At 65.0% G+C, this 15186-nt stretch carries 13 protein-coding genes and 2 tRNA genes; 5 read left to right on the forward strand and 10 right to left on the reverse strand.

What is annotated here, in order from left to right:
* Window positions 1-84: 84 nt before the first annotated feature.
* Entirely contained in the window at window positions 85-750 is a 666-nt protein-coding gene (locus tag HY058_01315) for a class I SAM-dependent methyltransferase (GenBank protein ID MBI3495926.1), read from the reverse strand.
* Between the two features lie 118 nt (window positions 751-868).
* Between HY058_01315 and HY058_01320 the strand changes: the two genes are divergently transcribed.
* The 4 genes from HY058_01320 to HY058_01335 all read left to right on the forward strand — a co-directional run bounded on the left by HY058_01320 (window position 869) and on the right by HY058_01335 (window position 4843).
* Window positions 869-945, forward strand: a tRNA-Pro gene (locus tag HY058_01320).
* A gap of 29 nt (window positions 946-974) precedes the next feature.
* Window positions 975-1280, forward strand: coding sequence for an ETC complex I subunit (locus HY058_01325; protein MBI3495927.1), 306 nt, complete (start codon window positions 975-977; stop codon window positions 1278-1280).
* 77 nt (window positions 1281-1357) lie between these two features.
* Window positions 1358-1433: transfer RNA gene (locus HY058_01330), tRNA-Arg, on the forward strand.
* Window positions 1434-1915: 482 nt separating this feature from the next.
* A complete protein-coding gene (locus HY058_01335) occupies window positions 1916-4843 on the forward strand; it encodes a filamentous hemagglutinin N-terminal domain-containing protein (protein ID MBI3495928.1) in 2928 nt (975 codons plus the stop codon).
* A gap of 112 nt (window positions 4844-4955) precedes the next feature.
* Here HY058_01335 and HY058_01340 read toward each other — a convergent pair whose 3' ends face one another.
* The 4 genes from HY058_01340 to HY058_01355 form a co-directional block, all read right to left on the reverse strand.
* Window positions 4956-5213: a hypothetical protein gene (locus HY058_01340; protein MBI3495929.1), complete on the reverse strand. Its 258-nt coding sequence runs from the start codon at window positions 5211-5213 to the stop codon at window positions 4956-4958.
* A 146-nt stretch (window positions 5214-5359) separates the two neighbouring features.
* A complete protein-coding gene (locus HY058_01345) occupies window positions 5360-5575 on the reverse strand; it encodes a hypothetical protein (protein MBI3495930.1) in 216 nt (71 codons plus the stop codon).
* A gap of 543 nt (window positions 5576-6118) precedes the next feature.
* A complete protein-coding gene (locus HY058_01350; GenBank protein MBI3495931.1) occupies window positions 6119-6364 on the reverse strand; it encodes a DUF4102 domain-containing protein in 246 nt (81 codons plus the stop codon).
* 221 nt (window positions 6365-6585) lie between these two features.
* Window positions 6586-7056 carry a response regulator gene (locus tag HY058_01355; GenBank protein MBI3495932.1) on the reverse strand — a complete coding sequence of 157 codons (471 nt, stop codon included), beginning with the start codon at window positions 7054-7056 and terminating at the stop codon, window positions 6586-6588.
* A 124-nt stretch (window positions 7057-7180) separates the two neighbouring features.
* Between HY058_01355 and HY058_01360 the strand changes: the two genes are divergently transcribed.
* On the forward strand, window positions 7181-7879 hold the full coding sequence (locus tag HY058_01360; protein MBI3495933.1) for a DUF1194 domain-containing protein: 699 nt from the start codon (window positions 7181-7183) through the stop codon (window positions 7877-7879).
* 35 nt (window positions 7880-7914) lie between these two features.
* On the opposite strand, the gene HY058_01365 is transcribed toward HY058_01360, so the two are convergent.
* The 5 genes from HY058_01365 to HY058_01385 all read right to left on the reverse strand — a co-directional run bounded on the left by HY058_01365 (window position 7915) and on the right by HY058_01385 (window position 14562).
* Entirely contained in the window at window positions 7915-10623 is a 2709-nt protein-coding gene (locus tag HY058_01365) for a PAS-domain containing protein (GenBank protein ID MBI3495934.1), read from the reverse strand.
* Between the two features lie 8 nt (window positions 10624-10631).
* A complete protein-coding gene (locus HY058_01370) occupies window positions 10632-11153 on the reverse strand; it encodes a molybdopterin-dependent oxidoreductase (protein ID MBI3495935.1) in 522 nt (173 codons plus the stop codon).
* A gap of 102 nt (window positions 11154-11255) precedes the next feature.
* A complete protein-coding gene (locus HY058_01375) occupies window positions 11256-12560 on the reverse strand; it encodes an MFS transporter (GenBank protein MBI3495936.1) in 1305 nt (434 codons plus the stop codon).
* A 373-nt stretch (window positions 12561-12933) separates the two neighbouring features.
* Window positions 12934-13590 carry a hypothetical protein gene (locus HY058_01380; protein MBI3495937.1) on the reverse strand — a complete coding sequence of 219 codons (657 nt, stop codon included), beginning with the start codon at window positions 13588-13590 and terminating at the stop codon, window positions 12934-12936.
* Window positions 13591-13944: 354 nt separating this feature from the next.
* The gene (locus HY058_01385) at window positions 13945-14562 is read right to left on the reverse strand and encodes a CGNR zinc finger domain-containing protein (GenBank protein ID MBI3495938.1); all 618 of its coding nucleotides are present in this window, start codon (window positions 14560-14562) and stop codon (window positions 13945-13947) included.
* Between the last annotated feature and the right edge of the window lie 624 nt (window positions 14563-15186).

Here is a 15186-nt window from a genome sequence, read left to right on the forward strand (position 1 = left end):
GCCACGCCGCGTCTTGCCGCGCTGGCGGCGCAGCACCACTACCGGGGTATTCAGGCGGTCGATCTCGGCGCGCCGCCGGGTTCGCTAGTTCCGCTTTCTGGCCAGCATGAGCCCGTCGCCGATCGGCACCATGCTGATGGTGACCCTGGGATCGTCGCGGAGCTTGGCGTTGAGGGCCCGGATCGCCGCGGTGTCGGGGTCGTTCTTGGCGGGGTCGGCGACACGGCCGTTCCACAGCACATTGTCGATGGTGATGAGCCCGCCGGGCTTCAGCAAGGTCAGCGCTGCTTCGTAGTAGGCGTCGTAGTTTTCCTTGTCGGCGTCGATGAAGGCAAAGTCGAAGCTGCCGGCATGGCCCTCGGCGATGAGCGCCTTCACGGTGCCGACGGCCGGCCCCAGCCGCAGCTCCACCTTGTCGGCGACGCCGGCCTTGGCCCAGTATTTGCGCGCAACCTTGGTGTACTCCTTGCTGACGTCGCAGGCATAGACCTTGCCGCCCGGCGGCAGCGCCCGGGCAACGGCGAGGGAGGAATAGCCGGTGAAGGTGCCGATCTCGAGCGTCTTCCTAGCGCCGGTCAGCTCGACCAGGAGCGCCATGAACTGACCCTGCTCCGGCGAGATCTGCATGCCTGCCCCCGTCATCGAGGCGGTCTCCTCGCGGAGCTGCTGCAGGACCTCGGGTTCTCTGAGCGAGGCTCCGAGCAGGTAGTCGTAAAGCCTTTGGGTCAGCTCGATGGTGCGGCTCGACATGGGAGTTCCTTCCGCCTTGGGGCGTCTTACTATCGCGAAGTCGGAGGGACACGCAAACCCTCCGGGTTTCCGTTGCCAGGCCCCGTGTTGTATCATTGGCGGGCGATCCGCGGACGGTCGGGGCGTAGCTCAGCCTGGTAGAGCGCCAGCTTTGGGAGCTGGATGCCGGAGGTTCGAATCCTCTCGCCCCGACCAGCGGACGACAATGGGGCGGGATGACCGAGATGAGCGTTCGTATCTACCAGCCGAGCAAGACGGCGATGCAGTCCGGTCGGGCCAAGACCCACAAATGGGTCATGGAATTCGAGCCGGAGAGCCGTAGAGGCCCGGAGCCGCTGATGGGCTGGACTGCGAGCGCCGACACGCGCCAGCAAGTCCACCTTGAATTCGACACGCGCGAGGAGGCGGTCGCCTACGCCGAGAAGCACGGCTATCCCTATACCTTGGTCGCCGGCCATGATCGCCGCCTGCGTCCCAAGGCCTATGCCGACAATTTCCGCTTCGACCGCAGCAAGGCTTGGACGCACTGAGCCTCCGGCCCGGACGGGTCGATCTCGAGGGCCCTGTGCTAGACTGGGCCTGCCAGCAAACAAGGGGATTCCGGCTCGGCCCCGTAGCTCAATGGACAGAGCATCCGCCTTCTAAGCGGATGGTTGCAGGTTCGATTCCTGCCGGGGCCGCCAATACTTAGCAGGTTTTTCGGAAGTCCTTCCAACCCGAAAACAATCACCGAACAATCACGCGGATGGAAACGACTTCCAAGACCCCTCAGCCGATACCTTATCTATTGCCCGCCCCGGAATAGGCTCGATGTGCGGACGACACCCAGCAGTTCGCGTGGCGCGCGTTGGTCGAGCCGTACCGGCTGACCGATCAGCCAGCCGGCTATAGACCTCGAGGGCCGCTACAACATCGCGCGGACACAGCGAGCGCCAGTCGTCTGCCTCGGGTCCGATGGCAAGCGCCACATCGCGATGCTGCGATGGGCCCTGATCCCGCCATCGTCCAAGGATATGAACGCCGCGGCGGTGGCGCCCGCCCGTGATTGCACTTATGTTGCTGGCCGCATTCCTCGGGGCTGGGGTTTCAAGACGGAGGGGGTGAGACGCCATGGACAGGCGTTTGGGATTGGGCGTCTACGCGGACGTCCTGCCGTGATCGCTCCATGACGGGCGGCTGCCGGCGCTTGGGCGCGGTCCTTCTCGCCATGGCGCTCGCATGTGTGGCTCCGGCCCAAGCGCAAATCACGCTCGACGGCTCGCTCGGCCGGTCTGGTGGGCTCAGCGGGCCCGATTATCTCATTGGCGCCGATCTCGGCCGCCAGGTCGGCGGCAATCTCTTTCACAGCTTCGGCCGGTTCAATCTACTGACCGGCGAGAGCGCCACCTTCTCCGGGCCGGGCAGTGTCAGCAACATCATCGGACGGGTGACCGGCGGCAGCGCGTCCTCGATCGATGGCACTATCCGCTCGACGATCCCTGGCGCCAATCTGTTTCTGGTGAACCCGGCCGGCATGATGTTCGGGCCGAATGCGAGCCTGGACGTGCAGGGATCGTTCCATGCAACGACCGCCGATTATCTCCGCTTGGCCGATGGCGCGCGCTTTCAGGCAACCAACCCCACAGCCAGCAGTTTCACCGCGGCACCGCCGGTGGCCTTCGGCTTTCTCGGCCCCAACCCGGCCGCGCTCACCGTCCAGGGCAGTTTTCTCGCGGTGCCGTCGGGCGCGAGTCTCAGCCTGGTCGGCGGGCCCGTCACCATTGCCAACGGCCTTATCCAGGCGCCGGGAGGCACGGTCAACATTGCGAGCGCCCGCAACCCAGGCGAGAGCGCCGTCGATCAGGCCCAAGTCGTCAATCCGGTCCTGCCCGATGGCGTCGTTTCGATCACGACCGGCTCCACGATCGATGTCGGGGATGTGACCGGCATACTCCCTGCCGGCACCATCCGTATCCGCGGCGGCGCCATCACGATGGATGCCAGCACCGCGCAAGCAAAGAACACCGGCTCGAGCCCCGCGGGCGGTATCGTCATCGAGTCCGACGGGTCGGTCATGCTGAGCGGAGGAACGCAGATCCTCTCGAGCTCCACCGGCGGCAATGGTGGGGCGATCACCATCCGCGCCGGCAGCCTCATTCTCGAGAGCGCCGTGATCACCGCCGATACCCAGGCGAATGGGACCGGCGGGGCGATTTCAGTGGATGCCGGCACGGTGATGCTGCGCGACGGCGGCCAGATCCGCGCCAATACCAGCGGGACCGGAAATGGCGGGACCGTCCTCGTCCGGGCAAAGCAGCTCACCATCGATGGTCAAGACGCGCTCATCCTGACCAATGCGTTTGACCAAGGTAACGCGGGCGACGTCACGATCGAAGCCAGCACTGTGACCGTGCGCGGGGGAGGCGCCATCGGCAGCGTGACGCTCGACCTTGGAGCCAACTTCCAAGGAAATGCGGGGAATGTCACGCTCAAGGCCGATCAGCTGACGATCCTGGACGGTGGAAGCATCGTAAGCAATACGACGGGCGGCAGCGGCAATGCCGGCGCCGTGAATGTCCATGCAAGCCAAGTGACGATCGATGGCACGAACGCCAACGGAGGATTCACCGGGATCAGCTCCAATTCCCAGCCGGGCGGCGGAAGCGGCAACGCCGGCGCAATCACCCTCGAAGCCGATGCCGTGAGCATTCGCGCAAGCGGAGAGATCACCAGCTCGACATTCACATTTGGAAATTCCGGCTCGGTGATGGTCCGGGCGGGGCAACTGACGATCGACGGCGCCAATCAAACCCCGCATCTCTTCACCGGGATAGCCACCGATGCGCGCAGCTCGTCCAGCGGCAACGCCGGACGAATTACCGTCGATGCCGGTAAGTTGACGCTGCTGAACAATGGCATCATCACCAGCGGAACCTTCAGCTCGGGCAATGCCGGTTCCGTGGCGGTTCGAGCCGACCGGTTGACGATCGATGGCGCGCACGGGATTGTGAATTTGACGACCGGCATCATCTCCGAGGCGGCCGCCTCGGCCAGCGGCAATGCCGGCCAGGTCACCATCGATGCCGGCGAGTTGAATCTGCTCGGCAACGGTGCGATCTCCGGCGGTACGTTCGGCTCGGGCAACGGCGGCGCGGTGACGGTCCGCGCAAGGCAGCTGACGATTGATGGCACCAACGGAGACCCGAGGTTCTTGACTGGAATAGCCTCGCAGACGGAACCCGCTTCGAGTGGCAATGCCGGCCAAGTCACCGTCGAGGCGAACGCTGTGCGGCTGATCGGCGGCGGCCGGATCAGCAGCAGCGCACTCGGACGCGGCCGAGGCGGCGACGTGGTGATCCGTGTACAGGGCGAGATGGATGCCAGCGGCTCCGATGCGGGCGGGCGCGGCTCGGGAGTCTCCGTTCGCTCGACCGGTCAAGGCGATGCCGGAACCATCTCGGTCCAGGCCGATAAGGTGGTGCTGCAGAATGGCGGCGGGATTTTCGCCACCGCCGCCCAGGCCGGCGGCGGCAACGTCGATTTGCGTCTCGGTCATCTGCTTTTCATCGACCACGGAACCATATCGACGAGCGTCAGCGGCATCTCCGGCAATGGCGGCAACGTTACCATCGATCCGCAGGCGATCGTGCTCCGCGCCAGCACGATTCGGGCGAACGCCGTCGGCGGCAATGGCGGCAATCTCAGGCTTGCTTCGGACGTGTTTCTGGCCGATCCGTCAAGCCTGCTTTCGGCGTCGTCGACGCTCGGCATCTCGGGCACGATCGTCGTCTCGGCGCCGCATGTGGACGTGACGAGCGCGATCGCGATCAAGGCACCGGATTTTTTCGATGCCGCGTCACTCATCAGCGAAGGCTGCAGCGGCCGGTCCGGTAGCCCGCGCTCGAGCCTCATTGTCTCCGGCCGCGGCGGCCTTCCCGCCGACGCCGAGACGAGCCTCAGCGCCTTCTATCGCGGCCATGAGGCGACCTCGGCAGCGGGTCAGGCCACCGGACGAAACGGCATGATCGCCGAGGTTTCGACATCGCCTCCGAACGGGTCGGCGGTTAGAAGCTTGGTGGCGTGTGGCTCGGCTGCCGTGAATACGCTGCGGTGAGGTGCTGCGGCACACCAAGACGTCTGGAATAGAGGACGAAAGGCCCATCCACGCTGGCCTTCTATCTCGCCCTTGCCACCGAAGTCACCAGCCCGTATCGCCGCTCAATCAACTAGCCTGTTGCCACGATCCACGGCGCCAGATCTGAGAACGCCGCGGCAAATTCGAGCGCCTCGACCTCGAGCTCGAAATAGACCCGCATTGTGTCGCGATCGGCCGAGCCGGTTTCGGTACGCCCGCGACAGCTTTTGAGATGCGCCTCAATGTCATTTAAGCGACTGCGCAGCCCATCACCGGGGATTGGTACGTCCACCTTGTGCTGGTACTCGCGCGCACGGTGCCATGTTGTCCGCTCGCCCTTCCGGTACATGGCGGATCCTCCGTCAGAGAGATCCGCAACCCCGTAGGCAGCATAGGCCTAGGGGCGGCTGCAGCGCCAGTCGGGCGGCCCGCAGTCGGAGATCGAACAGCAGGAGACGTTGGTATAGAGGTGCCGCAGGCGCCGCGGGAGGTTCGCTAGACTTGCTTCCTTTGCCTAGGCATCATCCCGTTCCTGATGGCTTGCTCGCGCTCCATGTCAGCGGCGATGTACTCGCACTGGTTGGCGAGCTCCATGAACTTGTCGCGGGTTTTGGGATCGGATGAAGATTTGGCGAGGCGGCGATATTCAATCGCGCGCTCGATCGCTGCTTCCAGTTCCGTGACCGGCCGATTTCGCGTGGCGCTGTCCATAGCGCTGGCACGTTACCAAGCGCGCTCCGGTTCCTCAAATGTTGGAAATTGAGGCAAACCTGCCCCATTTTGTCCGCATCGGACGCCGCCACGGAACGCACCCTTGATCGGGGTGTGGCCTCGAGCTTTGAATGCTGGAAGGGTAGACTTTCGAAGGCCACCCGCGACTGCATGCATTGAGCACGCCGTGGGTGAAGTGCGGTTGACCGTTCCGGCAGATGTCATCGAATGGGGTGTCACGTATATCGCATTGCTCCCAAACATGCCCGATGCCGCGCGCCCGCAGCTATAGGTTCCCACGAGCGACAGCTTGGCACCGTTCTGGGATACAACGCCGGAGTAGTAACGCGACTTGAGATGGCCTCAAGCTAGATCCCGAGCGGGACATGACGGCGTCCGCCGCCCATGATGACTGAATGTTTCTTGTGCAAAGGCCAGTTCCAATTCGGCCCGCACCGGTATGATGGACGGCGCATAGACGCCTGAGACCGCCCGGGAGGAGGCGAAGGCCCTCGTCGGGCAGGTAGCCGACGCCAGGCGTTCTCATAGCCGACGCCAGGCGTTCTCAGGCGTCCAGGGCGAGCCGTGGCGGCCGATGGTGACCCGCTTGGTGGGCGTGCCCCGCCCGCCGATGCGGTACTGCGGGATGTAGCTCCTGGTCCCCGCCGGCGTCACCAGCAGCCCGAAGCCCTTCACCTCCTTGTCCCAGAGGAGGAGCGGCTGCTTGCCGCGGCGAGGCTCCTCAACGACCGCGTCGACGACCTTTTTGGTGAGCTTGACGATCGGCATCGGAGGCTCCGAAAACAATCACGATACAATCACCCCAACGGAAACTAGCGGAAAGCCACGGAACTGTCCGGCCGCTAAGCCGCTGATCGGACGGATAAATAGGAAAGGACCGGAATTACTCGGAACGCTAAGGAAAGACCAAACACAAGACTTCTAAGCGGATGGTTGCAGGTTCGATTCCTGCCGGGTCCGCCACCCGCCCAACGCCGCCGGGTTTCGCTTCAGGAGCCCACCCCCGCGGGTGAAATCGACAACAGCCGGGAAAGTTCTGGGCTCCGGGCGATGATCGCATCGAGCCGATTCTTGAGCTGCACCTGAGAGAACGGCTTCACCAGATAGCCGTTGGCCGAATACTTGCGGGCCGCGCCGCCGGCGCCGAGCGTGGCGTCGGCGGTGACGAACACGATGGGCGTGGCCGCCAGCATCGGGTCCGACATCTGCCGTACGGACCCAAGAAACGCCATTCCGTCGATGGGCTGCATATGGATGTCGCAAAAGACCACGTCCGGCAGCATGAGGTCGAACTCGGCCAGGCCCTGGGAGCCTTCTCTTGCCTGGTTCACCCTGCCAAGGCCGATCTGCTCCAGCATCTGGGTGAGGAGCCGCAGGAAGAAGGGGTCATCGTCGATGACCAGGGCTTGGAGCTTGGCATAGTCATATTCGCGCATATCGGTATGAACCCGCCGCCCCATGCGATTATTCCCAAGCCGGCGCCGATTATCCAGGGCCGGCCATTCGCCACGCGTGGGCCGTGGTTGCCGCGAACGCATCCGCGCTGCTATGCATCGATGGCCGTCGAGGCGGGACGAGGTCGCGATGCTCGGACGTTGGCCGGTTGCCGTGCTCATCGCAGCGCTCTTCGGCGCGGGCCCGTCTCACGCCCAGTTGGGGCCGGTCGACCTCGCCGTGGTGCTGGCGATGGACGTCTCCGGGTCCATCGACCGGGAGCGGTGGGAGCTGCAGCGCCGGGCGACCGCCGAGATCATCAGCTCGAAGGAGTTCGCCGATGCGGCCCGACGCGGCGTCCATGGACGCATCGCCGTGGCGGTCGTGCAATGGAGCACCCGGCCCAAGACCATGATCGGCTGGACGGTACTGGCGACCGAGGCGGAGTTTGCCGCGCTCGCGCTTCGCATCCAAGGCATGCAACGGGCCTCGAGCGGCGCTACCTGCTTGGCCGACGTCCTCAACCATGCGGGCTCGCTCCTGGCGAGCTGGAGCGGAAATGCGGTGCGTCGGGTAATCGATGTTTCCGGCGACGGCCAGGAGAACTGCCAGACGGAAGCGCTGCAGAACGACTCCTACACGAAGACGGCGCGCGATCGGGCGATCGCCGCCGGCATTACCATCAACGGCCTGCCGATCACCACGGCGTTCGAGCCCGCGGTCGCCGGCTGGTATGCGAATAATGTGATTGGCGGGCCGCGGTCGTTTCTAATCGAAGCGAAGGGGCTCGATGACTTCGCCCGGGCCATGCGCGCGAAGCTCATTGTCGAGGTCGCGGCCACGGACTGACGACCGGACGCGGGCGTGACGCCGGCGCGCAGCGATCAGACGGTTCCGGCCAGAACCGACCGGATGGCCATGTCGATCTCGTCCGGCAGCACCGGCTTGGTGACGATGGCGCGCACGCCGAGCGCCCTGAGGAAGGCGTCGTCCTTGTCCGAGATGAAGCCGGACAGCATGATGATCGGCAGGTCCGGGCGAACCTTGAGCATCTCGGCGGAAAGCACCTCGCCCGGCATTCTCGGCATCGCCAGATCGGAGATGACGAGGTCCCAGGCCGTGGGGCGCTCGCGGAAGAGCTCGAGCGCGCGCGCCGGCTCGGCCGATGACTCGACCGTGTAGCCGAGCCTCGTCAGCACCTCCTGGGTCACCGAGAGCAGCTTCCTGTCGTCATCGATCAAGAGGATGCGTTCATGCCCGCCCGAAGCCTGCCCGAGCGGCTCGCGCTCGATCGCGGGCGGGGGACCGTCGACCAAGGGCAGAAAGATCGCAAAGCAGGTGCCGATTCCAGGCACGCTCTCGACGGTGATGGCGCCTTCGTGGTTGCGCACGATGCCGTGCACAGCCGCCAGGCCGAGCCCGGTGCCCTTGCCGACCTCCTTGGTGGTGAAGAACGGCTCGAAGATGCGCGGCATGGTCGCGGCGTCGATGCCCGAGCCGGTGTCGCTGACGAGAATGCGGACATAGCGCCCGGGTCCGATCGTGCCCGCCCGGGCCTGCACCGGCGGCATCGAGCGCGGCCGGGCCAGATCGAGCGGGGCCGCGACGTCGGTCTCCGAGTTCTTGATGTCGACCGGCTCGACCGAGACGGTGATCCGGCCGCGCGCATCGCCGATCGCCTGGGCGGCGTTGAGGCAGAGGTTGAGCACGATCTGGTGTAGCTGCGTGGCGTCGCCGGAAACGGCGCAGCTCGCCCAGCGCCCGGTTTGCAAGGACACGTTGCGCGGCAGCAGCGGTCGGATGACCTCGAGGCTGGCGCTGATCGCGCGGCTGATGTCGACGGGCTTGCGGTCGAGCTCGGCATAGCGGCTATAGGTCAGGATCTGCCGCACGAGCGCGCGCGCGCGGGTCCCGGCCTCGACGATCTGCTGCAGGCGCCGATAGGCCGGATCGTCCTTCGGCGTGTCGATCATCATCAGCGAGACGTTGCCGAGCACGCTGCCGATGATGTTGTTGAAGTCGTGCGCAATGCCGCCGGCGAGCGTGCCCAAGGCCTGCATCTTCTGGGCCGCATGGAACTGCTCGGTGAGCCGCGTGCGGTCGGCCTCCGAACGGACCCGCTCGGTAATGTCCATATAGGTCTTGACGAAGCCGCCGGTCGGCAGCGCGGCATGGATCGTCTCCACGACCCTGCCATCGGGCAGACGGCGCTCCTGGCGCAGGCTGCCGGACTTTTCCTGCAGGAGCCGGCGGACGGTATCGAGCTGCGAGAACACCCGCGCCTCGACGTCGCCGGCGCCGGGATTTTCGCGCTCGACGTTGAAGCGCACCAGCTCCGCATAGGAGCGGGCCGGATGGACGAAGCCTTCGGGGTAGTTGTTGATCTCGATGAAGCGGTCGTTGAAGATCAGCAAGCGCTGATCGCGGTCGAACACCGCGATCCCCTGCTTCATGTTTTCGAGCGTCGTCTGCAGCAGCGTCGACTTCTGATTGATCAGGGTCTCGCGTTCTTTCAGCTCGGTGATGTCGGTGTGCACGCCGACGACGCGGCCGTCGCTGGTGCGCCGCTCGCTGATCTTCAGCCAGGTGCCTCTGTCGAGCCGGCTTTCGAAAGTGTCGCCGGGGGCGAGATGCTGGGCGACGGTGGAGCGGACCCAGTCCTCGACATTCTCCGGCTCGACGGCGATGCCGCCTCTGGCGATCGCATGCCTGAGGAGTGCTTCGAAGGAAACGCCGACCGCGATGATGTCGGCTTGACCCGGATGCAGCTCGACGTATTTCTGATTGAACAGCGCCACCCTGTCGCGCTGGTCGTAGATGATGAAGCCTTCCGAGATGCTGTTGATGGCGAGCTCAAGCTCGGTGCGCGCCGCCCGCGCCGCTTCCGCCGCGGTATCGGCCGCGACCACGGCGCGATGCGTCTTCAGGATCTGGTTGAACAGCAGCATGAAGATGGTGACGCCGCCGACCAAGGTCGCGGCGAACAGCGCCACCAGCTTCGTGTAGAGCGAGTTGTGCCGGGCGCGTGTTTGGCCCACTTCGTCGGTCTCATAGAGCAGCGCCCGCCGCACCATGTCATGCACCGGTTTGCGCAAGATATCGAGCTTGCGGTCGATCTCGGCGAGCCGAGCCGGCGTTATGCTCGCCAGCTGGCCCATGTCCGGCTCGACTTCCTCCAGGGTCCGAATCATGGCGGAGACCGCCTCCACGAACCCCTCGACCTCGCGCAAGCCGGCCGTTTGCGGCCCTTTGAGCATGACCGGCAACCGGCTCCAGAAGATCTCGAAGCGTTCCTCCGTGGCTTGCGGGTCCTTGACCGGCGCCAGCGCGAATTCCTTCAACGATTCCATCATCTGCAGGTACTCGATATCGACCTGGGCGAGGAACCAGATGTTGATGCGGCTCTCTTTCTCGATGAGCTCGCGCTGCTCGAAGAGGCCTTGGAAGCTGAAGAACACCCCGATCAGGAACGCCGAGAGCGCGACCACGAGGCCGGCATAGCGCAAGAGGCGCGGTCGGATGCTGACGCCGCCGCCGGTGCGCGCCCGCGGGAGCATGAGGGTTCCGTCCATGAGCGGGCCTTCGGCCGCCATCGCGGCCGCTATTTGATCCGGAGTTCCTTGATCTGCCAGACCCACTTCGCCTGGGTCTGCTTATTCTTGAGGTCGGGGAAGTCGTCCTGCGGATAGATGATCCACAGCGGCCCCTTGTCGCGCACCTTCAGCTCCTGTCCGTCCATCTTGTAGGCAAGGATGACCGGATACTGCGAGAAATCCGCGATGGGCACGTCGACCTTGTAGTCGTTGAGGGCGACCGCCGTCAGCGTGCTGCCTTTGGCGCCGACCTGCTCGAGGAGCACGCGCATCAGCACGCCTTCGAAGGTCGGCCGTCCGTCGGTCCAGGGCGTGGAGGTCTGCACCTTGGTGACGCCAAACCCCTCCAGCATAGCGAGGTCGAACACCGCCTTGTCGCCGGCGTTGGTGTTCCCGATCATGCCGGAGATTTCGAGGAAGGCCTTGCCTTGCGGCTGCGGCAGCGAAGCCGCAAGCGCCGCCCCCAGCATCACCAGAAGGCCCGCTGCTATGCGGAGTGTCCTGCCGAGATGCGAGCTAAGTGATGTCATGACGACCCCCATTGTGCTTTGACGCGGTTCCGCGCCTCCGAACGTTCTCATGCCTAGGCTCCATCCACGTTTCGGGCGCGTCATGCGCCCCTCTCTTCGGTCCTACGCCCGCGGTGCGGCTTCCGGAGCATGACGATAGACCGCGACCGCGGCCAGGGTCAGCAGCCCCAGGAAGGCGAATAGCGCAGAATACCCCGAGCTCTCCGCACCGAGCCAGATGGTCGCATGGGCGATGATGCCGCCGGTCACCGCCTGCAGGATGGCGGCACCGCCCATCAGCGAGGCATTCAGCGTCGTCGTCCCGCGCCCGGAAAGCGCCGGCGGCACCAGAGCCAGCCCATGGGCCATCACCACCAGGCTGTAGGCGCCGACGAAGCAGAGCAGCACGAGGAGCACGAGCGAGGTGCCGAGCGGGGCTCCGGTGAGCGGGGCCAGCACCAGGAAGATGAGGCCCGTCGCCACGCCGCCGCCGATGACCACGCTGCGGAACGTGCCGAACTTCTGATAGAGCGGCCCATAGGCAAGCGTGCCGCCAATCATCGCCATGGCCATGATGGAAAGGGCGTTGCCGCGGTCGACGCCGTCCAGCCCGTAGATGTCGTGCAGGTAAGGTCCGCCCCAGAGGCCGAGAATGGTGATGGTGGAGGAGTACCCGACTGCAACCAAGGGCAGCACATAGGCAAATCCGGGCAGACGAACCACCTCGAGCAGTCCGCGCATGGATTCCATGAGCGACTCCGGACCTTGCCGCGGACGCACATCCCCCGGCGGCTCGTCACGCACGACAAGAAAGAGGATGAGCGTAAGCAGCGCCGTCAGGATGCCCAGGCAAAAAAAGGTCGCTCGCCACCCGATCCACTCGTTGGCCGCCGCAAGGGGCAGGGTGGCGAGCAGGCTTCCGGCATTCGCCGAGGCAAACAGCAGCGTCATCGCCCCGGTGAACCGCGCCGGGCTGTGCCATCGGGCCAGCACCACCAGGGAACCGACCATGAGGCCGGCGAAGCCGAAGCCGATCAGAAACCGGCCGACGATGAGAAATATCAATGACGGAGCTAGGGAGAATATCAAGGATCCCAGGACCGCCACCAGGAGCATGGCCGGGAGCACCAGACGCACGCCGTAGCGGTCGAAAAACACCCCGATCGGGATCTGCAGCAGCGCAAAGATGATGAAGAAGGTGCTGGACGTGAGGCCCAGCTCCTCGGCGTTGATACTGAGATCGTGCATGATCTCAGGGGCGATGACGCCGCTCGACGAGCGGTAGAATTGGCTGAGGATCGCCAATACGATCATGACGCTCAGCATCATCAGGGCGCGCGCTCGATGGACGTCCGTGCGCAGATCGTCACGTTCCATCGTTACAACCGCGTCCTTGGCATCCGCCTGGCTGAAACGCCCATCGACCACGGAGAAGCAACCTCATGCGGCTGTCGCGCTGACACATCGCCGGCGCCGGCCCGCCAGCGGAGGGGCCGGCCGACGATAGCCTGCATTTAGCATATCTTATGGCTAGAAGCGGGAAGATTGCATATACGAAAGTAGCGCCGAAATACGAAATTCTTTTCTGTGGCTGCGTCGCATCTCAGTCCCTTTACCCAATTAACCAACCATCGCTACGGTAGCGTTCCGATGCGAAAGACTAACTTAGACCACATTTCTCAAAGATTGATTGCGGAACGGCGGAAGCGCCAAGTCGAATAGGAGAGATTTTCTTCGCCCCCGGACACTTCTCCTAACCGTTCCCTTCGTCTCGGCCGGCCTGTTGGCGTCGCCATTGGCCTCAGCCCCCACGCCGCCCACGGGTTTCGAGGAGCTCGCGGATCAGTCCGACGACGTCCTGGGCAGCGACCGGCTGGTTGCGAACGGCATCGGCGCCGACCAATTGCTGGGACTCGCGGTCGAGCGGTTGCCTGGGGTCGAGCAGCAAAACGCAGGGCAGCGAGGGGCTGAGGGCCTTCAGCGCGTCGATCAGCTCGGGACCGGCGATCTCCGCGACGGTTTGGTCGGTAATGACCGCATCGATGGCGTTCGGCTTGGCCCGGAAGCTGCGGAGTGCCGCGCCGCCGCCTGCTTGCACCTCGGTCGTCCAACCGATGCCCGCCAGGGCTCGAGCCAGCTCGGCGGCTGCCTCCTGGTCCTCCTTGACGAGGAGGATATGGGCGGGCGCGGCCGGTCTGCCGGGCGCTGCCGGCAACTTTGCCGCGCGGGCAACATCGGTCGTTGGCCCGGAGCGAATGACGGCGGTCATCTGCTTGACGATGGCTTCGCCCTGGACGGCGGCAGCGAGGATTTCCTGAGCCTTGTCGAGACAGCCTCCGAGTGCCGGATTGGCGGCGCGCGCCGCCTCGAGATCGCGCACCAGGAGCCCGGCGAAGCCTAGGATGAGCCCAAGCACGTTGTTGAAGTCATGCAGAGATTGGCGAAGCAGAACACCCATCTGATCGCTCTGGTCTGCGGACATCATCGTCCCCCGAGAGGCGGGCCCGGCCGGCGGCCCTGCTGAGCAATCCTAGCGTGCCGGTTCCGAAGTGCGCATGCGCACTTCGGAACGGTCGGCACGCGCCAAAACAATAGGCTAGTGTCGACCTGAACCTGAAATTCGTGGCCACGAATTTCAGGTTCACGACACTAGCGATGGGGCCACATTCCTGCGAACTCCAAGCCGCAAGGCCATATTCGCCCACGCGGCGTGCATGAAATCAATGACTTACCTTGGCCCCGGACCGGAATATGACGGGAATTTGCTGTAAATGCAATTTAATGTCCGCGGGATCGCGAATTGCGCGTCAGCTCACGAGGCGTGGCGGCGGTAGAACCGCCGCGCCTTGGCGCGGTTGCCGCAGGCCCACATGGCGCACCAGCGCCTCCGCTTGTTTCGGCTGACATCGAGGAAGAGCCATCCGCAGGTAGGCGAGCCGCATTTTCTGACCTTGTCGATCTCCGCCGAACTCAGGAGTTCGGCGGCCGCCTTCACGACCGGCCCCAGCACCGGCTCCAACATGTCCGGATCGGGCCGCCAGTCGAGCCGATAGGGTGGAAGCCCGCCGATCAGGGCGAGATGGCCGAGGCTCCGGCGCAGGCAGCGGCTCAGCTCCTTGACGTCGCGCTCTGCCGGCGGGCCGGCGTCCGCGATCGCCGCAAAGACGCGGTAGAGGAGATCGCGCAGGCGGATCGCGCGTCGATAGGCCCGCCGCGCCATCGCCGGATCGGCGGCGGCCGAGGCCGACAGCGTCCGCGCCGTCGCTTCGTCGATGAGGCCGCTCTGGCACGCCCAGCTCACCACCGCGGCGAATTCCGGAAACCGCTCGATCGGCACCGGGCTGCCGCGCCCGCTCACCGTGTCGGCGAACTCGAGCGCCGGGTTGTTTGCGACGAAATGAAAAGTCCAGCCCGGCCCGCCCGCGCTCATGCCGGCAGCTTAACCCGGATTTCTCCCACGGATCGGGGCAGCGTCGCGTCGCGCCGGGCGCCCCGCACGGAGCGGGCCGAAAAGCGTAGCCTCGCTACGGTGGAGGCCCGCGACGGTCCGACGCGGGTAGGACCCTCGTGGACGGGCGACCCGCGCAACGCGACCCTCCACCAGCAACTCGGAAGGGGGGGACGGACCCACGCGATCACAGGCAAGGAAAGCCGCGAAGAGCGATGCCCAGCATCGGGGGTGGGATTTAGGAGGGGGTGAGGATCACTTCCTCCTTGATCCTCCCCCGGCGAGCGGCGTGAAGCGGCATGACTTGATCTTCCCGCGTGGCCGGAAGGGGGAGCCACTGTCTAGCACGCGATGCTGTCACTCTTGAAGTGCATGGGACGGTTGGATTTAACGGTCCATGGATTCCGATCGACTTTCAGAGATTGGGCGTCCGAACAGCGAACTTTGCGAACGAGGTGGCGGAGGCCGCATTGGCGCACGTGGTCGAGAATAAGGCCGAGGCGGCGCATAGGCGCGGCGATCTGCTGGATAAGCGCCGCAAGCTGATGGAAGCATGGGCAACCATTTGCCGCACATGAGCTGCACCGGCGAAGGTCACCCGTGGCG

The sequence above is a fragment of the Pseudomonadota bacterium genome, assembly GCA_016195085.1.
Lineage (GTDB): Bacteria > Pseudomonadota > Alphaproteobacteria > SHVZ01 > SHVZ01 > JACQAG01.